Annotated in this window: 26 protein-coding genes; 19 read left to right on the top strand and 7 right to left on the bottom strand. The window is 73.1% G+C overall.

The window, feature by feature from the left end; translation table 11 throughout:
• Positions 1-610 precede the first annotated feature (610 nt).
• On the bottom strand, positions 611-1,069 hold the full coding sequence (locus ACSUPV_RS35025) for an ATP-binding protein (RefSeq protein ID WP_031114997.1): 459 nt from the start codon (positions 1,067-1,069) through the stop codon (positions 611-613).
• A gap of 213 nt (positions 1,070-1,282) precedes the next feature.
• Between ACSUPV_RS35025 and ACSUPV_RS35020 the strand changes: the two genes are divergently transcribed.
• Together ACSUPV_RS35020 and ACSUPV_RS35015 are read left to right on the top strand one after the other, a co-directional pair.
• Positions 1,283-2,143, top strand: a complete 861-nt coding sequence (locus ACSUPV_RS35020; protein WP_031114998.1) for a helix-turn-helix domain-containing protein — start codon at positions 1,283-1,285, stop codon at positions 2,141-2,143.
• Between the two features lie 9 nt (positions 2,144-2,152).
• Complete coding sequence (locus ACSUPV_RS35015; protein WP_031114999.1) at positions 2,153-2,383, top strand: DUF397 domain-containing protein; 231 nt, start codon at positions 2,153-2,155, stop codon at positions 2,381-2,383.
• 52 nt (positions 2,384-2,435) lie between these two features.
• Here the strand turns inward: ACSUPV_RS35015 and ACSUPV_RS35010 are convergent, their stop codons facing one another.
• The gene (locus ACSUPV_RS35010; RefSeq protein WP_031115000.1) at positions 2,436-3,563 is read right to left on the bottom strand and encodes an 8-amino-7-oxononanoate synthase; all 1,128 of its coding nucleotides are present in this window, start codon (positions 3,561-3,563) and stop codon (positions 2,436-2,438) included.
• A 150-nt stretch (positions 3,564-3,713) separates the two neighbouring features.
• On the opposite strand from ACSUPV_RS35010, the gene bioB reads away from it, so the two are divergent.
• The 5 genes from bioB (at position 3,714) to ACSUPV_RS34985 (ending at position 8,685) form a co-directional block, all read left to right on the top strand.
• Positions 3,714-4,877, top strand: a complete 1,164-nt coding sequence (gene bioB / locus ACSUPV_RS35005) for a biotin synthase BioB (RefSeq protein ID WP_436949221.1) — start codon at positions 3,714-3,716, stop codon at positions 4,875-4,877.
• Positions 4,870-6,165, top strand: a complete 1,296-nt coding sequence (locus ACSUPV_RS35000; protein WP_359793502.1) for an adenosylmethionine--8-amino-7-oxononanoate transaminase — start codon at positions 4,870-4,872, stop codon at positions 6,163-6,165. Before bioB ends, ACSUPV_RS35000 begins: the two co-directional genes overlap by 8 nt.
• Before the next feature lie 13 nt (positions 6,166-6,178).
• Positions 6,179-6,904 (top strand): dethiobiotin synthase, encoded by a 726-nt coding sequence (gene bioD, locus ACSUPV_RS34995; RefSeq protein WP_037765601.1) that lies wholly within the window; start codon positions 6,179-6,181, stop codon positions 6,902-6,904.
• Between the two features lie 83 nt (positions 6,905-6,987).
• On the top strand, positions 6,988-7,887 hold the full coding sequence (bla, locus tag ACSUPV_RS34990) for a class A beta-lactamase (RefSeq protein WP_037765716.1): 900 nt from the start codon (positions 6,988-6,990) through the stop codon (positions 7,885-7,887).
• A 120-nt stretch (positions 7,888-8,007) separates the two neighbouring features.
• Positions 8,008-8,685: a class I SAM-dependent methyltransferase gene (locus ACSUPV_RS34985; RefSeq protein ID WP_031115006.1), complete on the top strand. Its 678-nt coding sequence runs from the start codon at positions 8,008-8,010 to the stop codon at positions 8,683-8,685.
• Here ACSUPV_RS34985 and ACSUPV_RS34980 read toward each other — a convergent pair whose 3' ends face one another.
• Together ACSUPV_RS34980 and ACSUPV_RS34975 are read right to left on the bottom strand one after the other, a co-directional pair.
• The gene (locus ACSUPV_RS34980) at positions 8,686-9,060 is read right to left on the bottom strand and encodes a hypothetical protein (RefSeq protein WP_031115007.1); all 375 of its coding nucleotides are present in this window, start codon (positions 9,058-9,060) and stop codon (positions 8,686-8,688) included.
• Between the two features lie 4 nt (positions 9,061-9,064).
• A complete protein-coding gene (locus tag ACSUPV_RS34975) occupies positions 9,065-9,304 on the bottom strand; it encodes a hypothetical protein (RefSeq protein ID WP_003988727.1) in 240 nt (79 codons plus the stop codon).
• Between the two features lie 135 nt (positions 9,305-9,439).
• Here ACSUPV_RS34975 and ACSUPV_RS34970 point away from each other — a divergent pair, with 135 nt between their 5' ends.
• The 9 genes from ACSUPV_RS34970 to mug all read left to right on the top strand — a co-directional run bounded on the left by ACSUPV_RS34970 (position 9,440) and on the right by mug (position 19,679).
• Positions 9,440-10,234, top strand: coding sequence for an ABC transporter ATP-binding protein (locus ACSUPV_RS34970; RefSeq protein WP_031115008.1), 795 nt, complete (start codon positions 9,440-9,442; stop codon positions 10,232-10,234).
• A 4-nt stretch (positions 10,235-10,238) separates the two neighbouring features.
• Entirely contained in the window at positions 10,239-12,806 is a 2,568-nt protein-coding gene (locus ACSUPV_RS34965; protein WP_436949219.1) for an ABC transporter permease, read from the top strand.
• Between the two features lie 46 nt (positions 12,807-12,852).
• The gene (locus ACSUPV_RS34960; RefSeq protein ID WP_436949218.1) at positions 12,853-13,743 is read left to right on the top strand and encodes an LLM class F420-dependent oxidoreductase; all 891 of its coding nucleotides are present in this window, start codon (positions 12,853-12,855) and stop codon (positions 13,741-13,743) included.
• A gap of 55 nt (positions 13,744-13,798) precedes the next feature.
• A complete protein-coding gene (locus ACSUPV_RS34955) occupies positions 13,799-14,224 on the top strand; it encodes a GNAT family N-acetyltransferase (protein ID WP_436949216.1) in 426 nt (141 codons plus the stop codon).
• 152 nt (positions 14,225-14,376) lie between these two features.
• A complete protein-coding gene (locus tag ACSUPV_RS34950) occupies positions 14,377-15,717 on the top strand; it encodes a hemolysin family protein (RefSeq protein ID WP_359793487.1) in 1,341 nt (446 codons plus the stop codon).
• Complete coding sequence (locus ACSUPV_RS34945; RefSeq protein WP_037765589.1) at positions 15,714-16,727, top strand: hemolysin family protein; 1,014 nt, start codon at positions 15,714-15,716, stop codon at positions 16,725-16,727. The genes ACSUPV_RS34950 and ACSUPV_RS34945 overlap by 4 nt, the downstream gene beginning before the upstream one ends.
• 78 nt (positions 16,728-16,805) lie before the next feature.
• On the top strand, positions 16,806-17,585 hold the full coding sequence (locus ACSUPV_RS34940) for an SGNH/GDSL hydrolase family protein (RefSeq protein WP_359793484.1): 780 nt from the start codon (positions 16,806-16,808) through the stop codon (positions 17,583-17,585).
• A 92-nt stretch (positions 17,586-17,677) separates the two neighbouring features.
• A complete protein-coding gene (purB, locus tag ACSUPV_RS34935) occupies positions 17,678-19,120 on the top strand; it encodes an adenylosuccinate lyase (protein WP_037765541.1) in 1,443 nt (480 codons plus the stop codon).
• 13 nt (positions 19,121-19,133) lie between these two features.
• Positions 19,134-19,679: a G/U mismatch-specific DNA glycosylase gene (gene mug, locus ACSUPV_RS34930; protein WP_051649078.1), complete on the top strand. Its 546-nt coding sequence runs from the start codon at positions 19,134-19,136 to the stop codon at positions 19,677-19,679.
• 37 nt (positions 19,680-19,716) lie between these two features.
• Here the strand turns inward: mug and ACSUPV_RS34925 are convergent, their stop codons facing one another.
• From ACSUPV_RS34925 to ACSUPV_RS34915, 3 genes are read right to left on the bottom strand one after another with little or no spacing between them, the layout of a single operon-like run.
• Positions 19,717-20,148: a hypothetical protein gene (locus ACSUPV_RS34925; protein ID WP_031115016.1), complete on the bottom strand. Its 432-nt coding sequence runs from the start codon at positions 20,146-20,148 to the stop codon at positions 19,717-19,719.
• A gap of 55 nt (positions 20,149-20,203) precedes the next feature.
• A complete protein-coding gene (locus ACSUPV_RS34920; RefSeq protein WP_382614260.1) occupies positions 20,204-20,929 on the bottom strand; it encodes an ABC transporter permease in 726 nt (241 codons plus the stop codon).
• A 2-nt stretch (positions 20,930-20,931) separates the two neighbouring features.
• A complete protein-coding gene (locus ACSUPV_RS34915; protein ID WP_436949213.1) occupies positions 20,932-21,852 on the bottom strand; it encodes an ABC transporter ATP-binding protein in 921 nt (306 codons plus the stop codon).
• Positions 21,853-21,960: 108 nt separating this feature from the next.
• On the opposite strand from ACSUPV_RS34915, the gene ACSUPV_RS34910 reads away from it, so the two are divergent.
• The 3 genes from ACSUPV_RS34910 (at position 21,961) to ACSUPV_RS34900 (ending at position 25,074) form a co-directional block, all read left to right on the top strand.
• Positions 21,961-23,130: a sensor histidine kinase gene (locus ACSUPV_RS34910; protein WP_436949212.1), complete on the top strand. Its 1,170-nt coding sequence runs from the start codon at positions 21,961-21,963 to the stop codon at positions 23,128-23,130.
• A 14-nt stretch (positions 23,131-23,144) separates the two neighbouring features.
• The gene (locus ACSUPV_RS34905; protein ID WP_436949211.1) at positions 23,145-23,807 is read left to right on the top strand and encodes a response regulator; all 663 of its coding nucleotides are present in this window, start codon (positions 23,145-23,147) and stop codon (positions 23,805-23,807) included.
• A gap of 112 nt (positions 23,808-23,919) precedes the next feature.
• On the top strand, positions 23,920-25,074 hold the full coding sequence (locus tag ACSUPV_RS34900; RefSeq protein WP_436949210.1) for an ROK family transcriptional regulator: 1,155 nt from the start codon (positions 23,920-23,922) through the stop codon (positions 25,072-25,074).
• Positions 25,075-25,095 lie beyond the last annotated feature (21 nt).

The following is a 25,095-nucleotide window of genomic DNA, read 5'->3' as shown; positions in this document are numbered from 1 at the left end:
CCAAGCCGACGAGCATCGGGCTGCAGGCATCCGACCCGACGAGCGTAGGGCGGCGCGTCCGAGCCGACGAGCGTAGAGCGGCCCGTCCAAGCCGACGAGCATCGGGCTGCAAGCATCCGACCCGACGAGCGTAGGGCGGCGCGTCCGAGCCGACGAGCGTAGAGCGGCCCGTCCAAGCCGACGAGCATCGGGCTGCAAGCATCCGACCCGACGAGCGTAGGGCGGCCCGTCCAAGCCGACCGAGCGTAGGGCGGCCCGTCCAAGCCGACGAGCATCGGGCTGCAAGCATCCGACCCGACGAGCGCGGGGCGGCGCGTCCAAATCGACGAGCGTCGAGGCGGCAAGCATCCGAGCCGACGAGCGTCGGGGCGGGTGGGTGTCGGGGCGGCCCCTTCCGGAGGCGCGACGTCCGGGGGGCGCCGTTGCGCGTGGGTGCGGCGTTGCGTGCGGGGCGTCACGGGGTGCTGGGCGGCGCTGAGCAGGCGGGCCGCGGCGTAGGGTTCCGGTCGCCCGGCAGGGCGGCGAGGCGGCGTCCACCGTGGGCCGGTCCGGTGGGCCCGTCCGGTGGGCCCCGCCGTGCGGCGGACAAGGTCTGCGGGCCGCTGTGACGTTACGGCTCCTGCTGTCCCGCCGCCGTCACGGGCTGGGCCGGGACAGTCCACGGGAGTTCGACGGAGATGGTCTTGCCGCCCTCGCGGGTGGGGCGGATACGGAGCCTGCCGCCGTACTCCGCGGTCAGCCAGCGGATGATGGCCAGGCCGCGGCCGTTGTCCTGCTGGACCGCCGCGGGGAGCCGTCTGGGGAAGCGCGGGTGGCTGTCCGTGACACCGACGCGCAGGTGCTCGTCGCGGTCGAGTGCGACGTCCACGGTGAACGTGGGCGACTGCCCGAAGGTGTGCTGGACGGCGTTGGTGGCGAGTTCGGAGATGATGAGCCGGATGGTGTCGGACACTTCCGTGTCCTCCGGCAGGCCCCACTCCGCCAGCGTGCCCACCACGTAGGCACGCGCTGCGGAGACCGAGGCGGGATCGCTCGGCAGAGTGACGGAGGCTTCCAAATGGTCTGCCATGGCGACGTCGTCCCTTTCCCACGGGACCGCAGTCCGACACGGAGCGGAAGGTTCGAGTACGGTCCCGGACTGGTGCTTCGTCGCCAGACTGCCACCAGAACCCCCATGGAGGACGGCGATCCACCAAGATGTGCATATATCTGTCGCTCAAAGCGGTGAACTCTACGACGCGAGACCGCATTTGGGTGGCTCGGAAGGAGTAAGGAGAAGCCCATGCAGCACGGTCCCGCGGTGCGCCGCCGGAAACTGGGCGCCGAACTGCGTGCGCTGCGCACCTCGACGGGGCTCACCAGTGGCGAGGCGGCCCGGCTGGTGGGCTGGCACCAGTCGAAGGTCAGTCGGATCGAGACGGGCACGAGCGGGGTGAAACCGGCCGATGTGCGGTTACTCCTCGATGCCTACGATGTGGCGGACTCCCAACTTCGCGAGTTGCTCATGGCGTTGGCGGGGTCCGAGGACAGCGACGGCCGGCACCACTGGTGGCACGCCTACCGCGGGGTGCTGCCGCCGACCTACCGGGATTTCATCAGCCTGGAGTCCCAGGCCAGCGCGATGCGCACCCTGGAGACCACCGTCGTCCCGGGCCTGCTCCAGACGCCCGAGTACGCGCGCGCCGTGACGAGGGCCGCGGTGGAGGGGCTGTCGGAAGACCGGCTCGACACCCTCGTCGAAGTGCGACTGGCCAGGCAGGACGTGCTGCGCGCGGATCCGCCGCTGGCACTGAGCGCCGTCCTGGACGAGGCGGTGCTGCGCCGCGAGGTGGGCGGGCCAGGGGTCATGGCCCGGCAGCTGGAACGCCTGGTCGAGGCGGCGCGGCTGCCCCAAGTGCGGCTGCAGGTGCTGCCATTCGCCGCCGGGGCGCACATCGGTGTCACCGGCCCTTTCGTTATCTTCTCATTTTCGAGCACTTCTGATCTGGATGTGGTTGTTCTCGACCACTTGACGAGTAGCCTCTATCTCGAACGGAAAGAAGACCTCCAGGCCTACACGGAGGCCTTCAACGCCCTTCAGATCCACGCCCTTTCGCCCGAGGACTCGTTGGATTTCATCGCCGGGACAGCCGCCGGCGCGTAAGGAGACCCCATGCGTGCACTGCCTCGTCATGTCCCCTCGAGCATCGAACTGCACGGTGTGCGGTGGTTGCGCAGCAGCTACAGCACCGGCGCGAACAACTGCGTCGAGACCGCGTGTCCGGACACCCCTCCCTGGGCCGGGCTCCTCGCCGTGCGTGACTCCAAGGCCCCGGCCGGGCCCGCGCTGCTCTTCTCCTCGAGGAGCTGGGCGGAGTTCACGGCCGCGGTGGACCGTATGTGAACCCCGTCCGTCCAGCCCGCCATCGTGCGACGCACGGCCGTGTCACGCCGACTCATGGCCGCGTCTCGCCGATCAGCCGTACAGCGCGTTCGATCTGCTGACCGGTCAGGTCCGCGCGGGCGGTCAGCCTGAGCCGTGAGATGCCGTCCGGCACGGAAGGAGGACGGAAACAGCCCACGGCCAGGCCCGCCGCGCGGCACTCGGCCGCCCAGCGCACGGCGTCCTCGGGAGAGGGCGCCCGCACCGAGACCACCGCGGCGTCCGGACGCACCGCTTCCAGACCCGCGGCGGTCAGCCCTGCGTACAGCTCGCCCGCCACCGCGCGGGCCCGCGCCGCCCGCTCCGGCTCGCGGCGCAGCAGCCGCAGGGCCGCGAGGGCCGCCCCCGCCGCGGCGGGGGCGAGTCCCGTGTCGAAGATGAACGTCCGTGCCGCGTTGACCAGGTGGTCGACGACCCGGGCCGGGCCGAGGACGGCTCCGCCCTGGCTGCCGAGCGATTTGGAGAGCGTGACCGTCACGACGACGTCGTCGGCGCCCGCGAGTCCCGCCGCGTGCGGGGCGCCGCGACCGCCGTCGCCGAGGACGCCCAGGCCGTGGGCGTCGTCGACGACCAGTCCGGCGCCGTGCTCCCGGCAGGCCCCGGCGAGTGCGGCGAGCGGGGCCGCGTCGCCGTCGACCGAGAAGACGGTGTCGGACACGGCGATCGCCGGGCCCTCATGGCCCGCCAGCGCCTTGCGCGCGGCCTCGGGCTCGGCGTGCGCCACGACCTGGGTCGTGCCGCGGGCCAGTCGGCAGCCGTCGATGAGCGAGGCGTGGTTGCCCGCGTCGGAGACGATCAGCGCACCGTGCGGGGCCAGCGCGGTGACCGCCGCGAGGTTGGCCGCGTAGCCGGAGGAGAAGACCAGGGCGGCCTCGGCACCGCAGAAATCGGCCAGCTCCCGTTCCAGCTCCGCGTGCAGTTCGGTGCTGCCGGTGACCAGCCGGGAGCCGGTCGAGCCGCCGCCCCAGCTCTTCGCGGCGCGGGCCGCGCCCTCGGTGACCTCGGGGTGGCGGGCGAGTCCCAGATAGTCGTTGCTCGCCAGGTCCAGGAGCGGCGAGTCGGCCGGACGGGGGCGCAGGGTCCGTACGAGTCCCGCGCGGCGGCGCAGCCGCGCCTGCTCGTCGATCCAGCCGAACGCCATGGGTGGTCCTCCGGGGAATTTGTAGGCAGTGCACAGACACTAGCGGGACGACCAGCAGGTCACTGTGTGGCAATACCCACACCTCGAAGCGACTCTGTTGTGCGAACTCTCCTTGGCCGCGGGCCGCTCCGTAGGACAGGATCGGCTCTCATGGACCTGCTGAACACGCTGGTGGACAAGGGGCTTCGGCGCGAGCTGCCGACCCGTGACGAGGCACTGGCCGTCCTCGCGACGTCCGACGACGACCTGCTCGATGTGGTGGCCGCGGCCGGGAAGGTGCGCCGGCACTGGTTCGGCCGACGGGTGAAACTCAACTATCTCGTCAACCTGAAGTCCGGCCTGTGCCCCGAGGACTGCTCCTACTGTTCGCAGCGGCTCGGTTCCGAGGCCGGGATCCTGAAGTACACATGGCTCAAACCCGATCAGGCCTCCGACGCGGCGGCGGCCGGTGTGGCGGGCGGCGCCAAACGGGTGTGCCTGGTGGCCAGCGGGCGCGGTCCCACCGACCGGGACGTGGACCGGGTCTCCGAGACGATCAAGGCGATCAAGGAGAACAACGAGGGCGTCGAGGTGTGCGCCTGCCTCGGACTGCTCTCCGACGGCCAGGCCGAGCGGCTGCGCGAGGCGGGCGCCGACGCCTACAACCACAACCTCAACACCTCCGAGGCGACGTACGGGGAGATCACCACCACGCACACGTACGCCGACCGCGTCGACACGGTCAACAAGGCGCACGCGGCGGGCCTGTCCGCCTGCTCGGGGCTGATCGCCGGCATGGGCGAGACGGACGAGGACCTGGTGGACGTCGTCTTCTCGCTGCGCGAGCTGGACCCGGACTCGGTTCCGGTCAACTTCCTCATCCCGTTCGAGGGCACGCCGCTGGGCAAGGAGTGGAACCTGACGCCGCAGCGGTGCCTGAGGATCCTGGCGATGACCCGGTTCGTCTGCCCGGACGTGGAGGTACGCATCGCGGGCGGGCGCGAGGTCCATCTGCGCACGATGCAGCCGCTCGCACTGCACCTGGCCAACTCGATCTTCCTGGGCGACTACCTCACCAGCGAGGGCCAGGCGGGCAAGGCCGACCTGGAGATGATCGCGGACGCCGGGTTCGAGGTGGAGGGCACCGACCAGGTGACGCTGCCGGAGCACCGCGCCTCCGGCGGCTGCGGAAGCGGTGGCGGCTGCGGCTCCGAGGGGCCCGACGGGAACGGCGTGTGCGGTGCCGCACCCGCCCCGCAGGCCGGTGAGCCCCGTACCGACCTGGTCGCCGTGCGCCGCCGGGGCGCCGGGACGGACCTCGCGCCCAATGCCTGAGCCGACGGTGGCCGAGCTGACGGTGCCCGAGCTGCTGGAGCTCGACCGGCGGCATGTGTGGCACCCGTACGGGCCGATGCCCGGCCGGCAGGAACCGCTCGTCGTGGAGTCGGCGAGCGGGGTACGGCTGCGGCTCGCGGACGGCTCGGGCGAGCTGGTCGACGGTATGTCGTCCTGGTGGTCGGCGATCCACGGCTACAACCACCCGGTGCTGAACGAGGCCGCGCGCGAGCAGCTCGGGCGGATGAGCCACGTGATGTTCGGCGGACTCACCCACGAGCCCGCCGTACGCCTGGCGAAGCTCCTTGTCGACATGTCGCCCGAGGGGCTGGAGCACGTCTTCCTCGCGGACTCCGGGTCGGTGTCGGTCGAGGTCGCGGTCAAGATGTGTCTCCAGTACTGGCGCTCACTGGGCCTCCCCGGCAAACAGCGGCTGCTGACCTGGCGCGGCGGCTACCACGGCGACACCTGGCAGCCGATGTCGGTGTGCGACCCCGAGGGCGGGATGCACGAGTTGTGGACCGGGGTGCTGCAACGCCAGGTCTTCGCGGACCCGCCCCCGGCGGAGTACGACGAGGCCTACGCCGAGCACCTGCGGTCGCTGATCGGGCGGCACGCCGACGAGCTGGCCGCGGTGATCGTCGAGCCGGTGGTGCAGGGCGCGGGCGGGATGCGGTTCCACTCCCCCGCGTATCTGCGGGTGCTGCGCGAGGCGTGCGACGCGCACGGCGTGCTGCTGGTGTTCGACGAGATCGCCACCGGCTTCGGCCGCACGGGCGCCCTGTTCGCGGCGGAGCACGCGGCGGTGACGCCGGATGTGATGTGCGTGGGCAAGGCGCTGACCGGCGGCTATCTGACGATGGCGGCGACGCTGTGCACCGCGCGGGTCGCCGACGGCATCTCACGGGGCGAGGTCCCGGTGCTGGCCCACGGTCCGACCTTCATGGGCAACCCGCTGGCGGCGGCCGTGGCGTGCGCCTCGATCGAGCTGCTGCTCGGCCAGGACTGGCTCGCCGAGGTCAAGCGGATCGAGGCGGGACTGCGGGACGGACTCGCGGCGGCCTCCGCCCTGCCGGGGGTGAAGGACGTACGGGTCCTCGGCGCCATCGGGGTCGTGCAGCTGGACCACGCCGTGGACATGCGGGCGGCGACGGAGGCGGCCGTGCGCGAAGGCGTGTGGCTGCGGCCGTTCCGCGATCTGATCTACACCATGCCGCCGTACGTCACGGGCGACGCGGACCTGGCGCGGATCGCGCGGGCGGTGTGCGCGGCGGCGCGAGAAGGATGAGCGGGGTGATGACATGCCGGTCCTGGTGATCACGGGCACGGGCACGGAGGTCGGCAAGACGGTGGTGACCGCCGCCGTCGCCGCGACGGCCCTGGCGGCCGGCCGTTCGGTGGCCGTGCTGAAGGCCGCGCAGACGGGCGTGCGGCCGGACGAGCCGGGGGACGCCGCGGAGGTCGCGCGCCTCGCGGGCCCGGTGACGACGGCCGAACTCGCCCGCTATCCGGAGCCGTTGGCGCCGGCCACGGCGGCCCGCCGGGCCGGTCGTGCCCCGGTGCATCCGCACGAGGTCGCGGAGGCCGCCGCCAAGCTGGCCACCGAGCACGACCTGGTGCTGGTGGAGGGGGCGGGCGGACTGCTCGTACGGTTCGACGCGGCCGGCGGCACGCTGGCGGACGCGGCCGGGCTGCTGTCGGCGCCGGTGCTGGTCGTGGCACCGGCCGGGCTCGGCACGCTGAACACGACGGAGCTGACGGCACGCGAACTCCGCTCCCGGGGACTGGAGTTGGCGGGCGTGGTGATCGGGAGCTGGCCCGCGGAACCGGATCTCGCCGCGCGCTGCAACCTCGCGGACCTGCCGGACGTGGCCGGGGCGCCGCTGCTGGGGTCGGTGCCCGCCGGGTCGGGGGGCCTCTCCCCCGCCGTCTTCCGGGCGGCCGCGCCGCACTGGTTGGCGCCCCGCCTCGACGGCACGTGGGACGCGGAGGCGTTCCGGGTACGGGAGGCACCGCCGGCGTCCTGAGCGTGCCGCGGCCGTGCGGTGAAACCGACGCGGACGTGATCGCGTGTTGAACTACGTACGTGATCACGTCGGAAGGGAACCCCGTGCACACCCCACACTCACGTCCGTCCCGCCGCACGGCCCTCGCGCTGGGCGCGGCCGCCGCTCTCTCGCTGGGCGGCGGCACGGCCCACGCCTTACCGGGCACCGGCGGCGTCACCGCACGGCTGCGGAAGCTGGAGCAGGAACACACCGCCCGCCTGGGGGTGTACGCCCGCAACCTGCGCACGGGCCGGACGGTGGCGTACCGGGCCGACGAACTCTTCCCCATGGCCTCGGTCTTCAAGACGCTCGCCGCCGCTGCCGTGCTGCGCGACCTCGACCGCGACGGCGAGTTCCTGGCCCGGCGCATCCACTACACCCGGGAGTACGTCACGGACTCCGGGTACTCCCCCATCACCGAGGACCACGTCGCGACCGGCATGACCGTCGCCGAACTATGCGACGCCACCATCCGCTTCAGCGACAACACCGCGGGCAACCTGCTGCTGAAGGAGCTGGGCGGACCGACCGCGATCACGCGGTTCGCCCGCTCGATCGGTGACGGGGTCACCCGGCTCGACCGGTGGGAGCCCGAGCTCAACAGCGCGGAACCCTGGCGCGTGACCGACACGACCTCCCCGCGCGCCATCGGCCGGACCTACGCCCGTCTGGTGCTCGGCGACGCGCTGGAGCCGCGGGACCGGGCCCGGCTGACGGACTGGCTGCTCCGCAACACCACGAGCGTCGAGAAGTTCCGCAAGGCCCTGCCGGCCGACTGGCTGATCGCCGACAAGACCGGCGGCGGGCGGTACGGCGGCAACCACGACGTGGGCATCACCTGGCCGCCGGACGGTCCCCCGATCGTGATGTCCGTGCTGACCACCCAGCCGGAGGAGGACGCCCCGGCCGACAACCCGCTGGTGGCCAGGACGGCGGAGCTGCTGGCGGCGGAACTCGCCTAGCCGGCCGACGAGGCGGGCCGTGGCGGGCACCCGGTTCGCCGGTGTCACCGGCAGGCAGGGGTGCGCCGGGTCCCCGCGAGGGAGAATCGCGGTAGGCCCGCCTCGTCAGGGAGGTCCCCCATGCCGCTCCGCTCCGGCACGGTGCCGCGGGATGCCGTGCACCACCCGCTCTTCGCCCGCTACTACGCCCGGGTCAGCGTGCACGCCGAGACCCGGATGGGCATGGGCCGGATGCGCGAGAGACTGCTCGCCGGGCTGTCCGGGCGGGTGATCGAGATCGGCGCGGGCAACGGGCTGAACTTCGCGCACTACCCGGGCACCGTCTCGGAGGTCGTGGCCATCGAGCCGGAGCGGCTGCTGCGGCAGCTGGCTGTGGAGGCCGCCCTGCGCGCCGACGTTCCGGTGGACGTGGTGCCGGGGGCGGCCGAGGCGCTGCCGGTCAAGAGCGAGGGCTTCGACGCGGCCGTGGTGTCGCTGGTGCTGTGCAGTGTGCGGGACGTGCCCCGGGCGCTCGGGGAACTGCGGCGGGTGCTGCGGCCGGGCGGCGAGGTGCGGTTCTTCGAGCACGGCCGGGGCGGTGGCCGGGCGATGACCTTCACGCAGCACGCGCTGGACCGGACGCTGTGGCCGCTGGTGAGCGGCGGCTGCCACCTGTCGCGGGAGCCCGTGCGGGCACTGCGGGACGCCGGGTTCGAGCTCGGCCCCTACCGGCGGGTGATGATGCCGGAGCAGGGGCCGGTGCTGCCCGCCTCGTACTGCGTGCTGGGCACGGCGTGGCGCCCGGGTGTCAGCGCGTAGTCACAGGCTCCACTGGCGCAGCTCCCGCTCGATGTCCCGTACGGACGCCTCACCGCTCTTGACCAGCCGGGCAAGGTCGCGGACCTGCTCGGGCGAGGTGACGACCTTGGCGCCGCCGGCGACGAGGTAGGCGTAGGCGACGGCGGAGGCGAAGAGGGCGTTGGAACGTTCCAGCGCGGGGACGTGGATGAGGAGCTGGAGCAGCGCGGCGGCGCGGGCGTGGGGGCTGTCGTAGACGGGGACGTCGAATATCCGGGCCTGGTGGCGTGCGACGGCGGCGACGAGCGCTCCCCAGTCGGTGACCTGGGGGTCGCCGGGGGTCTTCTGCTCGGCGAGCATCAGCAGCCAGGCGAGGTCGATCTCGAGGTTGTTCAACGGTTCAGTGGCGACCTTCGCGCGTGCCCTCACGGTCCGGGCCGAACTCCTCGGCGAAGACGGACTCGTACTGCTTCATGAAGTCGGCGGCGGCCTCCACGAACGTGTGGCCCACCTCGCCGGTGTCCTGTCTGACCAGCTCCTCGATGTAGCGGTTGACGCTCATCCCGCGGGCCAGGGCGCGTTCGCGGGCGGCGCGGGCGGTGCCCTCGTCGACTCGCACGTTCAGCTGGGTCTTCGCCATACCTCGACGCTAGCGCGAGGGCGCTAGCACCGGCAAGGGCCGGAGTCCGACCCGCGGAGGATACCGAGTGTGTGCCGGGTCACATTACGCTCGGGCAGAGTCAGGATGTCCGACGTACACCCTGAGGAGGCGGCCTTGTCCACACCTGCTGCGGAGCACGTCCCCGGCCTCGCGTCGGCCGACGGGATCGCGGCCCGCGCCCGCGGGCTGACCAAGGCGTACGGCTCGGGCGAGACGACCGTGCTGGCGCTCGACTCGGTGGACGTGGACGTCGTGCGCGGCCGGTTCACCGCCGTGATGGGGCCGTCGGGCTCCGGGAAGTCCACATTGATGCACTGCCTGGCGGGGCTCGACACCGTTTCGGCCGGCCGGGTGTGGCTCGGCGACACGGAGATCACCGGGCTGCGGGAGCGTGAGCTGACCCGGCTGCGCCGGGACCGGATCGGGTTCATGTTCCAGTCGTTCAACCTCATCCCGACCCTGAACGCGCTGGAGAACATCACCCTGCCCATGGACATCGCGGGCAAGCGGCCCGACGAGAAGTGGCTGGACCAGGTCATCGACACGCTCGGCCTGAGGGACCGGCTCAGGCACCGGCCCTCCCAGCTCTCCGGCGGTCAGCAGCAGCGCGTGGCCTGCGCGCGGGCGCTGGCCTCGCGGCCCGAGCTGATCTTCGCGGACGAGCCGACCGGCAACCTCGACTCGCGCGCCGGTCTGGAGGTGCTCGGCTTCCTGCGCGAGGCGGTGGACCGGCTCGGGCAGACCGTCGTCATGGTCACCCACGACCCGGGGGCCGCCGCCCACTCGGACCTGGTGCTCTTCCTCGGGGACGGCCGGATCGTCGACGAGATGCCGCGGCCCACGGCGGAGGCCGTGCTCGAACGCATGAAGAGGTTCGATGTGATCCGCACGCGGTTCGAGGAGAACTGACCCCGTGCTCAAGGCGACCCTGAGGAGCTTCCTGGCGCACAAGGGGCGGCTGCTGCTCTCCGCGCTCGCCGTCCTGCTGTCCGTCGCGTTCGTCGCGGGGAGCCTGATCTTCTCGGACACCGTCAGCCGCACCTTCGACCGGCTGTTCGCCTCCACCGCCGCCGATGTCACGGTCAGCCCGAAGGAGGGCCTCGACGAGGCGGTGCCCTCCGGCCGGACGGCGACCCTGCCGGCCGCGCTCGCCGAACGCGTACGGCGCGTCGACGGCGTGGCGGCGGCACGCGCCGAGGTGGACGTCAACGGGCTCACGGTCGTCGACGAGAACAACGAACCGGTCGGCCCCACCACCGGGGCGCCCACGCTCGGCAACGCCTGGAACCCGAACGAGCGCAGCCCCGTGGAGCTGACCTCCGGCCACGCCCCGCGCGGGCCCGGCCAGGCGCTGCTCGACTCGGAGACCGCCGACCGCAGGGACGTGCGCATCGGCGACACCCTCACCGTGATCGCGCCGCCCGGGTCGTTCGAGGTCCGGGTCGTCGGCATCGTCACGTTCACCACGACCAATCCGGGCGCCGCCCTGGTCTTCCTCGACCCGTCCACCGCGCGGACGAAACTCCTCGGCGACCCGCGGGCCGCCACCGGCATCGCGGTCGACGCGGCGGAGGGCGTCGGCGACGAGCAGCTCAAGCGGCGCGTGGCCGCCGCACTCGGCGCGCACACCTACGACTTCCGGACCGCCGACGAGCAGGCCGAGTCCGACGTCGAGCAGCTGGGCCGGTTCCTCGACGTCATCAAGTACGTGATGCTCGGCTTCGCCGGGATCGCCGTGCTGGTCGGCGTGTTCCTGATCGTCAACACCTTCTCGATGCTCATCGCCCAGCGCACCCGTGAGCTGGGCCTGCTGCGCGCCCTCGGCGCCGACCGGCGGCAGGTGCGCCGCTCGGTGCTCACCGAGGCCCTCCTGCTCGGCCTGGTCGGCTCCACGCTGGGGCTCGCCGCGGGCATCGGGCTCGCGGCCGGGCTCATCGAGCTGATGGGCCTGCTCGGCATGAACATCGACGCAGACGAGATGGTCATCGGCTGGGTGACGCCCGTGGCGGCGTACGTCGTCGGCCTCGGCGTCACCTTCGTCGCCGCGTACCTCCCGGCGCGGCGGGCCGCGGGCGTCTCACCGATGGCCGCGCTGTCGGACGCCGAGGTCGCCGGGGTGGGCCGCCCACTGCGGGTGCGCGCGGTGGCGGGCGCCGTCGTCGGGGCGGCCGGGGCGGCGGCGCTCGTGGGGTGCGCGGTGTCCGAGCGGACGGCGTCGGCGGCGTCCCTGCTGGGCCTCGGTGTCGTGCTGACCCTGATCGCGACGGTGATCGCCGGTCCGCTGCTGGTGCGCCCGGTGATCCGCGTGCTGGGCGGGGTCTTCCCCGCGTTGTTCGGGTCGATCGGCCGGATGAGCCAGCGCAACGCCCTGCGCAATCCCCGCCGTACCGGAGCCACCGCGGCCGCCCTGATGGTCGGTCTCGCCCTGGTCGGCGGCATGTCGGTGGCGAGCGAGTCGATGACCGCGTCGTTCGACCGGCAGATCGACAGGACGCTGGGTGCCGACTTCGTCATCCAGAACACCAACTTCCTGCCGTTCCCGAAGGAGGTCACCGACGCGGTGCGCGACACCGAGGGCGTGGGCCTCGTCGTACGGGGGCGGTTCACGCCGGTCGCGGTGCGGCTGCCGGACGGCGACCGCGTCGAGACGACCGCGGCGGGCTACGATCCGCGGCTCGACGAGGTCGCCAACATCACCTACACGCAAGGGGACTCGGCGGCCGCGCTCGCCGACGGGCGCCTGGCCATGGACCGGGACTTCGCCCGCGACCACGGCGTCCGGGTGGGCGGCACCGTCCCGGTGGAGTTCCAGGGCGGACGCTCGGCCGAGCTGACGGTCGGCGCCCTCACCGACCAGGACTCCGCCGAGGGGTTCGGCACCCAGGGCGGGCTCTACTTCGGTCTCGGCACGCTGGAGCGGTACGCGCCCGGCGGGCAGGACTCCGCGCTGTACGTCAACGCCGCCCCGGGCACGAGCGACGACGAGCTGCGCGCGCGGCTGGAGGCGACCCTCGACCCGTATCCGCAGGTGCAGGTGCGGGACCTGGCCGACTACAAGCAGCTCGTCCACGACCAGATCGCCGTCCTGCTGTACCTCGTGTACGCGCTGCTGGGGCTGGCGATCATCATCGCGGTGCTCGGCGTGGTCAACACCCTCGCGCTGTCGGTCGTCGAGCGCACCCGGGAGATCGGGCTGCTGCGGGCGATCGGCCTGGCCCGGCGGCAGTTGCGGCGGATGATCCGGCTGGAGTCGGTGGTGATCGCCGTGTTCGGCGCGGTCCTGGGGCTCGCGCTGGGGCTGGTGTGGGGCCTGTGCACGCAGCAGGTGCTCGCGCTCCAGGGGATGACGGCCCTCGCGATCCCGTGGGTCACGATCGTCGCCGTGGTGATCGGTTCGGCGGTGATCGGGGTCGTGGCGGCGCTGCTGCCGGCGTTGCGTGCATCCCGCATGAACGTACTGGCGGCCATCGCGCACGAGTGATGGAATCGCGGCGGGTACTCAAGTCGCTTTCGTGTGAGGAGAGTTCATGTCGCGTCCGTTCCGCTTCGGGGTCAATCTGCTGCAACCCGGGTCCGCCGGGGAGTGGCGCGCCAAGTGCCGCCGGGCCGAGGAGCTGAGGTACGACGTGATCCTGGTCCCCGACCATCTGGGCATGCCCGCGCCCTTCCCCGCGCTCGTGGCGGCCGCCGAGGCCACCGAGCGTCCGAGGCTGGGCACCTTCACCCTCAACGCGGGCTTCTACAACCCGACGCTGCTGGCCCGCGAGGTGGCGACGACGGACGCGCTGACGGGCGGACGCCTGGAACTCGGCCTGGGCACCGGCTACGTGCGGGCGGAGCACGAGTCGGCCGGGCTGCCGTTCGGCTCGCCGGGCGAGCGGGTGGAGCACCTGCGGCGTACGGTCGAGGAGTTGGGGCGGCTGCTGGGCTCGCAGGAGCACCGACCGCAGGCGGCGCAGCGGCCCCGGGTGCCGCTGCTGATCGGCGGGAACGGCGACCGCGTGCTGCGGCTGAGCGCCGAGCACGCCGACATCGCGGCGTTCACCGGGGCGCGTACGGTGCCCGGCAGCACGACCGGGCAGCTGACGCCGATCACCGCGGAGGAGCTCGACGAACGCGTGGCGCGGTGTCTGAAGCTCGCGGAGCACCGCGAGGAGCCGCCCGAGCTCAACCTGCTGCTGCAGATGGTGATCGGCACGGAGGACCGGGAGGCCGCCGTCCAGCCGTTCCTGGAACTCGTGCCGGACCTGACGGTGGAGCAGGTGCTGGACCTGCCCGTCTCCCTGGTCGGCACGCCGGAGGAGCTGGCGGAGCAGGTCCTGGCCCGGCGGCAGCGCTACGGCTTCACGTACTTCACGGTCCTGGAGCCCTACATGGAGGCGTTCGCGCCGGTCATGGAACGGGTGCGCGGGGCCTGACGTCCGCATGATGGAACGGCCTGTCCCGGCCGCCCGTGCGTGATGTGATCACGGCATGACGGAGCTGCGCATCCGGGCCGCGACGCCCGAGGACCTCGACACCGTGCTGGCGTTCTGGAAGGTCGCCGCCGAAGGCACGAGCATCAGCGACGACCGGGCCGGCGTGGAGAAGCTCGTGGAGCGCGATCCGGAGGCGCTGCTCCTCGCCGAGCAGGGGGGCGAGCTGGCCGGCACGGTGATCGCGGGGTTCGACGGCTGGCGCTGCCATCTGTACCGGCTGGCCGTGCACCCGGACCGGCGCCGCCAGGGGGTCGCGTCCGCGCTGCTGGCCGCCGCCGAGGAACGCTTCGTACGGCTCGGCGGGCGGCGCGCGGACGCGGTGGTGCTCACCCGCAACGAGACCGCGCACCACGCGTGGGGCGCCGCCGGGTACGCGCCCCAGGAGCAGTGGCGACGCTGGGTGAAGCCGCTGACGGCATAGGCCGACCGCAGGACTTTGCCCATCCTTTACCCTTGGATGGCCACTCGGTTCTGTATGAAAGGTTGTGAGCGTCCGCCCATGGGCGAGCCTCCCAGTCCGCGACACCGCGCGTCCCGCCCCGTCTTGGAGAACCATGGAACGGGGGTGAACCGATGACCGAAGTGCTCCTCCTCCTCGCGGCGATCCTGCTCTCGCTCGCCTGCGGCGCCTTCGTCGCGGCGGAGTTCTCCCTCACCACGGTCGAGCGCGCCGAGCTGGAGCGGGCGGTGGAGCGCGGCGAGCGGGGCGCGCAGGGTGCGCTGAAGGCCGTACGGAACCTGACGTTCCAGCTCTCCGGGGCGCAGCTCGGCATCACCGTCACGAACCTGGTGGTCGGCATGCTCGCCGAGCCGTCGATCGCCGCGCTGATCGCCGGGCCGCTGGAGGATCTCGGCGTCTCGCGCTCGGCGTCGCACAGCCTCGCGCTGGTGCTGGGCACGGCGCTGTCGACGGTGTTCCTGATGGTCGTCGGCGAGCTGGTGCCGAAGAACTGGGCGATCTCCTCGCCGCTGACCGTCGCCAAGACCGTGGGCAACGCGCAGCGCTGGTTCAGCGCCGCGTTCCGGCCCTTCATCACCCACCTCAACAACACGGCGAACCGGGTGGTGCGCCGGATCGGCGTGGAGCCCGCCGAGGAGCTGGCCTCGGCGCGCGGGCCGCAGGAGCTGGCCGCGCTCGCCCGGCACTCCGCCAAGGAGGGCGCCCTGGCGGCCGACACCGCCGAGCTGTTCGTGCGCACGCTGAACCTCGCCGACCTGACCGCGGAGAACGTGATGACGCCGCGGGTGCAGGTCGTCGCCCTGGAGGTGCAGGCGACCCTGGAGGACGTGGCGAACGCGACCCGGGCCACCGGCCTGTCCCGGTTCCCCGTCTACCGCGGCACGCTCGACTCGGTCGTCGGCACCGCCCACGTCAAGGACGTGCTGGCGGTGCCGGCCGAGCGCCGGACCCGGATCTTCGTCTCGGAGCTGATGCGCGAGCCGCTGCTGGTCCCCGAGACGCTCACCGTCGACCGCCTTCTGGACCGGCTCTCCGGCAAGCGCACGATGGCCGTCGTGATCGACGAGTACGGCGGCACCGCGGGCGTGGCCACTCTGGAGGACATCGTCGAGGAGGTCGTCGGCGAGGTGCGCGACGAGCACGACCCGCACGAGCTGCCGGACCTCGCGCCGGCCGGCACGGACGAGTCCGGCCACGCCCTGTACTCGGCGGACGGCTCCGCGCGCGTGGACCACCTGGAGCGGGTCGGGCTGCGCGCGCCCGAAGGACCCTACGAGACGCTGGCCGGGCTGGTGGCGACGGTGCTCGGCCGGATACCGGCCGCCGGTGACCGGCTCGAGGTCGCCGGCTGGCGGCTGGAGGTCCTGGACGCCACCGGCCGCCGGGCGGCCCGCGTCCTGCTGCAGGCGCCCCTCGACGACGAGAAGCCCGACGAGAAGGGGGTCGAGCTGTGACCGCCGTACAGCTGCTGATCGGTCTGGCGACGCTGGTCGTCAACGCCTTCTTCGTCGGCGCCGAGTTCGCGCTGATCTCGGTGCGCCGCAGCCAGATCGAGCCGTACGCCGACCAGGGCGACCGACGTGCGAAGAGCGTGCTGTGGGGCCTGGAGCACGTGTCCGCGCTGATGGCGGCCGCCCAGCTCGGCATCACGCTGTGCACGCTGGTGCTGGGCGTGGTCGCCGAGCCGGCGATCGCGCACCTGCTGGAGCCGGTGTTCCACGCGGTGGGCGTGCCCGAGGGTGCGGGGCACGCGGTGTCCTTCGTGATCGCGCTGGCCCTGGCGACGTATCTGCACATGCTGCTCGGCGAGATGGTGCCGAAGAACATCGCGCTCGCCGAGCCGGTGCGCAGCGCGCTGACGCTCGGCCCGCCCCTGGTGGCGCTGTCCCGGGCGCTGCGCCCGGTGATCTTCACGGTGAACGCCTTCGCCAACACCCTGCTGAAGCTGCTGCGCGTCGAAGCGCGGGAGGAGGTGGCCGCCTCCTACTCGGACGCCGAGATAGCGCAGATCGTGAGGGACTCCAGCGAGGCCGGGCTCATCGACGACCGCGCCCAGGAGCGGCTGCACGACGCGCTGGAACTGGGCCGCCGCCCGGTGCGCGACGTGGTGCTGCCGCTGGAGCGCGTGGTGTACGCGCGCGTGGGCGTCACTCCGGACCAGCTGGAGCGGCTGTCGGCGGAGTCCGGGTTCTCACGGTTCCCGGTGGTGGACGAGGGGCGGCGGATCGTCGGCTATCTGCACGTGAAGGACGCCCTGGACGCCGCCGGGCGCGAGGTGCCGTTCCGGCTGCGGGACATGCGGCCCATCGCACGCGTGCGGGAGGGCACCCCGCTGGACGATGTCCTCACGGCGATGCGGGGCAGCCGTACGCACCTCGCGGCGGTCCTCGGGGCGGACGGGCGGCTGGCCGGGCTGGTGACGATGGAGGACGTGCTGCGGGAGCTGTTCGGTCAGCGGGCCTGAGGGACCGGCTGTCGGTGCTCGCCTCGCGAGCGGGTGACCGACTGCTGGGTATGTGCACGGGATATCATTTCCGCCGCCATGGACACGAACCCCACCTACAGCAGCCTGGTCGCGGTCGGCGACTCCTTCACCGAGGGCATGTCGGACCTGCTGCCCGACGGCACCTACCGGGGCTGGGCCGACCTGCTCGCCGCGCGGATGGCGGCCCGCACGCCCGGCTTCCGGTACGCCAACCTCGCGGTGCGCGGCAAGCTGATCCGGCAGATCGTCGACGAGCAGGTGGACGTGGCGGCGGCCATGCAGGCCGACGTCGTCACCCTGGTCGGCGGGCTCAACGACACCCTGCGCCCCAAGTGCGACATGGGCCGGGTGCGCGGGCTCCTGGAGGAGGCCGTGGAGAAGCTGGCCCCCTCCTGCAAGCAGCTCGTGCTGATGCGCAGCCCGGGCCGCCGGGGTCCGGTGCTGGAGCGGTTCCGGCCGCGCATGGAGGAGCTGTTCGCCTGCGTCGACGAGCTGGCCGCGCGGCACGGCGCGATCGTCGTCGACCTGTACGGGGCCCCCTCGCTCGCCGACCCGCGGCTGTGGGACGTGGACCGGCTGCACCTGACGGCCGAGGGCCACCGCCGGGTCGCCGAGGCCGTGTGGCAGGGGCTCGGCCACGAGCCCGAGGACCCCGAGTGGAGCACGCCGATGCCGGCGACGCTGCCGCCGGGCTGGGTCATGCGGCGCGCGGCGGACGTGCGGTTCGCCCGGCAGCACCTGCTGCCGTGGATCGGCCGCCGTCTGACGGGCCGCTCCTCGGGAGACGGGCTGCCGCCGAAGCGGCCGGAGCTGCTGCCGTACGAGGACCTGGCGTAGCCGCAGGTGGTCGCCCTCGGGACGCTCTCGTAGGTTCCGACGAACCCACCCGTTGCGCTGGCCTGCACGAATCGCCAGTAGAATCCGTCCACGTGACTTCCGCTCCCGCCAAGCCCCGCATCCCGAACGTCCTCGCCGGACGCTACGCCTCCGCCGAGCTCGCCACGCTCTGGTCGCCCGAGCAGAAGGTGAGGCTGGAGCGGCAGCTCTGGCTCGCCGTGCTGCGGGCGCAGAAGGACCTCGGGATCGAGGTGCCGGACGCGGCGCTCGCCGACTACGAGCGTGTCCTCGACACCGTCGACCTGGCCTCCATCGCCGAGCGCGAGAAGGTCACGCGGCACGACGTGAAGGCGCGGATCGAGGAGTTCAACGACCTCGCCGGGCACGAGCACGTGCACAAGGGCATGACGTCCCGCGACCTCACCGAGAACGTCGAGCAGCTGCAGATCCGGCTGTCGCTGGAGCTGATGCGCGACCGCACGGTGGCGGTCCTGGCGCGCCTGGGCAAGCTGGCCGGCGAGTACGGCGAGCTGGTCATGGCCGGCCGCTCGCACAACGTGGCAGCACAGGCCACCACCCTCGGCAAGCGTTTCGCGACCGCCGCCGACGAGCTGCTCGTGGCGTACGGCCGCGTCGAGGAGCTGCTGGGCCGCTACCCGCTGCGCGGCATCAAGGGCCCGGTCGGCACGGCCCAGGACATGCTGGACCTGCTGGGCGGGGACGCCGCGAAGCTCGCGGACCTGGAGCAGCGGATCGCCGCGCACCTGGGCTTCTCGCAGGCGTTCACCTCGGTCGGCCAAGTCTACCCGCGCTCGCTGGACTACGAGGTCGTCACCGCGCTGGTGCAGCTGGCGGCGGCGCCGTCGTCGCTGGCGAAGACGATCCGGCTGATGGCCGGGCACGAGCTGGTCACGGAGGGCTTCAAGCCCGGCCAGGTCGGCTCCTCCGCCATGCCGCACAAGATGAACACCCGCTCCTGCGAGCGCGTCAACGGCCTGATGGTCATCCTGCGCGGCTACGCCTCGATGACCGGCGAGCTGGCGGGCGACCAGTGGAACGAGGGCGACGTGTCCTGCTCGGTGGTGCGCCGGGTCGCGCTGCCGGACGCGTTCTTCGCGCTGGACGGCCTGCTGGAGACGTTCCTGACGGTGCTCGACGAGTTCGGCGCGTTCCCGGCGGTCGTCGCCCGGGAGCTGGACCGGTACCTGCCGTTCCTCGCCACCACCAAGGTCCTCATGGGCGCCGTGCGCGCGGGTGTCGGCCGGGAGCTCGCCCACGAGGCGATCAAGGAGAACGCCGTCGCCTCCGCGCTCGCCATGCGTGAGCAGGGCGCCGAGCGCAACGAACTGCTCGACAAGCTGGCCGCCGACGCGCGCATCCCGCTGGACCGCGCCGAGCTGGACGCGCTGATGGCCGACAAGCTGTCCTTCACGGGTGCCGCGGGCGACCAGGTGGCCGCCGTCGTCGCCCGGGTCGAGGAGATCGTCAAGCAGCACCCCCAGGCCGCGGGCTACACGCCCGGCGCGATCCTCTGACGCGCCGCACCCGATGCCCCGTTTCACCCCCGAGGAACTGGAGGCCGCCCGTGGCCGCGTCGTGCCCGACGTGGTCGCGGACGGTCTGCGGGTGCTGTTCTGCGGGATAAACCCCGGGCTGATGACCGCCGCCACGGGCCATCACTTCGCCCGGCCGGGCAACCGCTTCTGGCCGGTGCTGCACCGTTCCGGGTTCACGCCGCGGCTGCTGAAGCCGTCCGAGCAGCGGGAGCTGCTGTCGTACGGGCTCGGCATCACCAACGTCGTGGCGCGGGCGACCGCTCGGGCCGACGAACTGACCGCGGAGGAGTACCGGGAGGGCGGGCGGCTGCTCGCGCTGAAGGTGGGGCGGCTGCGGCCGCGCTGGCTGGCCGTGGTGGGGGTGACGGCGTACCGGGCCGCGTTCGACGACCGGAAGGCCCAGGTCGGGCCGCAGGCACGGACGATCGGCGACACGCGTGTGTGGGTGCTGCCCAACCCGAGCGGGCTGAACGCGCACTGGACGGCCGAGACGATGGCCGAGGAGTTCGCGCGGCTGCGGGAGGCCGCCGAGGGCTGATCGGGCACGGCGAGCGGTTGTCGACGCCGCCGGTCCCTCACGGCGGGGCGATCTCCGTCACCAGGGCGAGCAGCTGGAGGTCCTGTGACGCGTCCCGGTCGGTGACCGCCACGGCGACCCAGCGGCCCGTGCCCTCCACCTCCCACAGGTGGGCGACGTTCGCGCGCTCGCTCAACTCGGCCCACGGCCCGGGTATCTCCTCGCGCTCGGTGCGCAGGAGGACGGTCTGCAGGTTGTAGGGCGGGGTGTCGCCCCAGCGTGAGGCGAGCACCTCGTAGACGGCGTCCCGGTCCTTCTCGTACTGGTCGACCACCACCGCCCACCGCGCCGGGTCGCTGTCGGCCGCGGCCGCTAATACCGCGACGTGGTGGCCGGGCCCCGAGGCGCCGACGTCCGACGGGCCGTGCTCCGCCGGAAAGGGGCGGTAGCACAGCTCGTCGATGAGAGCGATGTGCTGTGCGATGTTCATGGGTCCAGTAAACCCGTCGCCACTGACACTTGGCGGGGCATCAGCCGGGTCCCGGTCAGGCGTCCCGGCGGCGCAGGCGCCACGCTCCCAGCAGGAGGGCGGCGGCCGTCCAGAGCGCGGTCACCGCGAGCCCCGACCACGGCCCGAGGGTTCCCTCGTACGTCTCGTGGAGGACGAGCTGTCCCGCCTTGTCGGGAAGGAAGTCGGCGACGGTGCCCGTCGCGTCACCGATCACGAACGACACGACGAGGATGAACGGGACCATGAGCGACAGCGTGGCCACGCCGCTGCGCAGCAGGGCGGCGAGCCCGGCGGCGAACAGGGCCATCAGCATGAGGTAGACACCGCAGCCCACGACACCGCGCACCTGCTCACCGGCGCTGAGCCCGTCGGCCGCCGTGCCGAGCCCCGCCCCCGCCACGAGAAGTGCGGCGAGCGCCGTCAACGTGCCCACCGCCAGGGCCGGTACGGCGATGACCGCCGCCTTGGCCGCGAACCACCGGCCGCGCCGCGGGACCGCGGCCAGCGTGAGCCGGAGCGCACCCGGGTGGAACTCCGACGACACCGCCATGGCGCCGAAGGCGACGGCCGCGATCTGTCCCGGTATGACGCCGGACAGGGCCGTGAACAGCGGGTCGAAGTCCGGGTCCGACGTCTCGGAGACACCGGCGATCGCGGAGAACGCCGTGGTCGCGGCGAACAGCGCCAGCAGCGCGCCCGGCAACGAGCGGAGCGTGCGGATCTTGAGCCACTCGGAGCGGAGTACGGGCGTGTATTCCATGGTCAGGCCTCCTGGGGCTGGGCGGCGAACTCGGTCTCGGCACCGGTGAGGTCGAAGTAGGCCTGCTCCAACGTGGCCTCCTCGGCGGCGAGTTCCAGGACCGGCACACCTGCGGCGGAGGCGATGCGGCCGATGTCGTCCACGCGCGCGTGGTGCACGGTCCAGTGGCCGTCCTCGTGTTCCACGGCGTCGTGACCGTGCCGGGCGAGGGCGCTCTTGAGGGCGACGGGGTCGGTCGTGCGGACCCGGACGAGGGGTCGCACGCGCGCGTGGATGAAGTCCCGCATCGGGGTGTCGGCCAGCAGCCGGCCCCGGCCCAGCACCACGAGGTGGTCGGCGAAGGACGCGGTCTCGTTCATGAGGTGGCTGGAGACCAGGACCGTGCGGCCCTCTGCCGCGAGCCGGCGCAGCACCTGCCGGATCCACACGATGCCTTCGGGGTCGAGGCCGTTGGACGGCTCGTCCAGCATGACGACCTCGGGGTCGCCCAGCAGGGCGGCGGCGATGCCGAGCCGCTGGCGCATGCCCAGGGAGTACGTCCGCACGCGGCGGCGGGCCACCGACGCCAGGCCGGTCTCTTCCAGTACCTCGTCGACCCGCCGGTCCGGGATGCGGTTGCTCGCGGCCAGCACCCGGAGGTGGTCGCGGGCGGTGCGGGAGCCGTGCGCGGCCTGCGCGTCGAGCAGGGCGCCCACGTGGCGCAGGGGTTCGCGCAGAGCGGCGTAGGGGCGGCCGCCGAGCGTGGCGCGGCCCGCCGTCGGGCGGTCGAGGCCGAGCACCAGCCGCATGGTGGTGGACTTCCCGGCGCCGTTGGGGCCGAGGAAGCCGGTGACGCGGCCGGGCAGCACGCGGACGGTGAGGTGGTCCACAGCTCGCCGGCCGCCGAACTCCTTGGTGAGGTCCTGGATGTCGATGCTGGTCATGGCAGCAGCGTGGCCGTCGGTGCGGGGTCCGGGCCTCCCCCGGCGGTGGAGATCACCTCCCCCGTGCGGGGGAGGCTCGTTGTCGGTGGTGGCTGGCACGATGGCGCAATGGTCCGCATGCTGCGCCCGTTCGGCCGGGCGGTGACGTACACACGGTGGCTGCACCTCGCGATGGCGGTGGTGTGGCCGTCTCTGTGGCTGTTCATCGACGAGGCGTGGTGGACGGTCGGCACCGCGGTCGTGTTGCTCGGGCTCGCGGGCCTGATCCCGGCCACGCGGGTCGTGGAGGGGTTCCAGGCCCGGTTGCTGCTGACCGGCCATCGGGACGGCCGCGAGGACATGGAGATCATGGTCGCCCCGGCCACGACGTGGGCCGATCGCGGTCGGACGATGGTGTGGCTGGAGCTGCGGCTGCTGCTCGGCGCGCTGGTGTCCCACCTCACCTTCCAACTCCCGCTCTTCACGATGGACTTGGTGTCGACGGCGGTCGGTGGTGAGCGCGTCGGCGGCTCCTGGATTCCCGTGGGGGGCCAGCACTGGTGGCACATGCTGCTCGCGCCCCTGCCCCTGGTGCTGGTGGCCGCCGTCGTGGTCGGCTCGGGCCACCTCATCACCCGGCTCGCCGCGCGGCTGCTGGGCCCCTCGCACGCCGAGCGGCTCGCCGCGCTGGAGGAACGCACCGAACAGCTCCTGGAACGCACGCGGATCGCCCGCGAGCTCCACGACTCCATCGGTCACGCGCTCACGGTCGCCGTCGTGCAGGCGGGGGCTGCGCGGGCGGCGGGCGACCCGGCCTTCACGGACCGGGCGCTGAGCGCCATCGAGGAGACCGGGCGGACCGCCCTGGAGGACCTGGAGCGGGTGCTCGGCGTGCTGCGCGAGTCCGGGAAGTCAGTGAGCGGCAGGCCGACTCTCGCCGACGCCGACCGGCTGCTGGACTCCGCGCGCGCCTCCGGGGCGAAGGTCGACGCCGAGGTGACCGGCCCGGTGGACTCCGTGCCCGGGCCGGTGTCCCGGGAGGGCTACCGGATCCTCCAGGAAGCGCTGACCAATGTGCTGCGGCACGCGGGCGCGGTCCCGGTGCGCGTGCGCGTCCACGCCGGCGACGGCACCCTCGTCCTCGCGATACGCAATCCGCTCCCGGCCGCGATACCGGGCCCGGGACGCGGCAGCGGCCTGCGCGGGATACGCGAGCGCGCGGCCCTGCTGGGCGGGCGGGCCCGGACCGGCCCCGACGAGGGTGACTGGCAGGTGCATGTCGAGCTGCCGCTGAGTTGATCTACGCTGGGCCGATGCCGGTCACCGTTCTCCTCGTCGACGACGAACCCCTCGTGCGCGCGGGTCTGCGGGCCGTGCTGGAGGCGCAGCCCGACATCGAGGTCGTCGGGGAGGCCGCGGACGGGGCGGCGGTGATCCCGCTGGTGCGGCGGCTGCGGCCCGACGTGGTCGCCATGGACGTCCGGATGCCGCTGCTCGACGGCATCGAGGCCACCCGGGCACTGCTGCGCACGGTCGACGAACCGCCGCGGATCCTGGTGGTGACGACCTTCGAGAACGACGAGTACGTGTACGAGGCGCTGCGCGCGGGTGCCGACGGGTTTCTGCTGAAGCGGGCCCGGCCGGCCGAGATCGTGCACGCGGTGCGGCTGATCGCCGAGGGCGAGTCGCTGCTGTTCCCGGCCTCGGTGCGGCAGCTCGCCGCCGAGTACGGAGAGGGCGGCGGGAACCGCGCGGCGCGGGCCGCGATGGAGCAGGCCCAGCTGACCGAGCGCGAGGCGGAGGTGCTGCGGCTGATGGCCCGCGGGTTGTCGAACGCGGAGATCGCGGCCCGGCTGGTCGTCGGGACGGAGACCGTGAAATCGCACGTCAGCTCCGTGCTGGCGAAGCTGGGGGCACGGGACCGCACCCAGGCGGTGATCGCCGCGTACGAGTCGGGGTTCGTGGCCCCGGGCTGATCGGCGGGGCCGGTCCTGCCCCTCGCCGTGGTGCGCCGCCCCGCCCCTCGCCGTGGTGCGCCGCGCCGAAGTACGATCCGGCCAACACGCGCACGACCTGGGAGGACGGACGGTGGGGCGGCTGACCGGCGGGGATCCCTCGCTGCTGCGCAGGATCAACTCCGCGGTGGTGCTGCACGCGCTGCGTGCCACGGACTGCGCGACGCTGACCGAGATCACCCGGGTGACGGGGTTGTCCCGGCCGACCGTCGAGGGCGTCGTCGACGGGCTCATCGAGGCGGGGCTCGTCGTCGAGAAGGCGGCCGAGGAGGGGGCGGCCCGGCGGCAGGGGCGCCCCGCGCGGCGGTTCCGGTTCCGGGCGGAGGCCGGGCATCTGCTGGGCGTGGAGATCGGCGCGCACCGGGTGGCGGCGTTGCTGGCCGACCTGGACGGCCGGGTGATCGGTTCCCAGGCCAAGGAGGTGGCGGAGACGGCGGAGGCCGACGAGCGGCTGGAGCGGGTGCGGGGGGCCGTGGCCGAGCTGCTGCGGCGGGCGGGGGTCGCACGCGGCTCGCTGCGGGCCGTGGGCGTGGCGACGCCCGGGATCGTCGAGGCGGACGGCACGGTCCGGCTGGGCACGGCGCTGCCCGGGTGGACCGGGCTGCGGCTGGGCGAGCGGCTGAGCCGGTCCTTCAAGTGCCCGGTGCTGGTCGAGAACGACGCCAACGCGGCGGCCGTCGCCGAGCACTGGAAGGGCGCGGCCGGCGAGTCGGACGACGTCGTGTTCGTGCTGGCGGGGCTCAGCCCGGGCGCCGGTGCGCTGATCGGGGGGCGGCTGCACCGGGGCTACGGCGGAGCGGCCGGCGAGATCGGGGCGCTGCACCTGCTGGGCCGGGAGGTGACGCCCGAGGCGCTCCTGTCCACCACGGACGAGCCCCTGCACCCCCTCGACGAGCAGGCGGTCGCCGAGGTCTTCGCCCAGGCCCGCGAGGGCGACCAGCGGGCCCGCGCCGCCGTGGACCGGTTCATCCAGCGCCTGGTCCACGACGTGGCGGCCCTCGCCCTGGCGCTCGACCCGGAGCTGGTCGTCATCGGCGGCTGGGCCGCGGGCCTGGACGGCGTCCTGGACCCGCTCCGCCGGGAACTCGCCCGCTACTGCCTGCGGCCCCCGCAGGTGACGCTCTCCCGCCTCGGTGACGCGGCCGTGGCGACGGGCGCCCTGCGCCTGGCCCTGGACCACGTGGAGGAACAGCTGTTCACTGTGGAGGGCAGGACACCGACCCCTTAGGGGCGCGGGGAACTGCGCGAC

This window comes from Streptomyces sp. SudanB52_2052 (assembly GCF_964272415.1).
Lineage (GTDB): Bacteria > Actinomycetota > Actinomycetes > Streptomycetales > Streptomycetaceae > Streptomyces > Streptomyces olindensis.
Note: the sequence above shows the minus strand (reverse complement) of the source record. Positions and strands in the feature narration are given on the sequence as shown.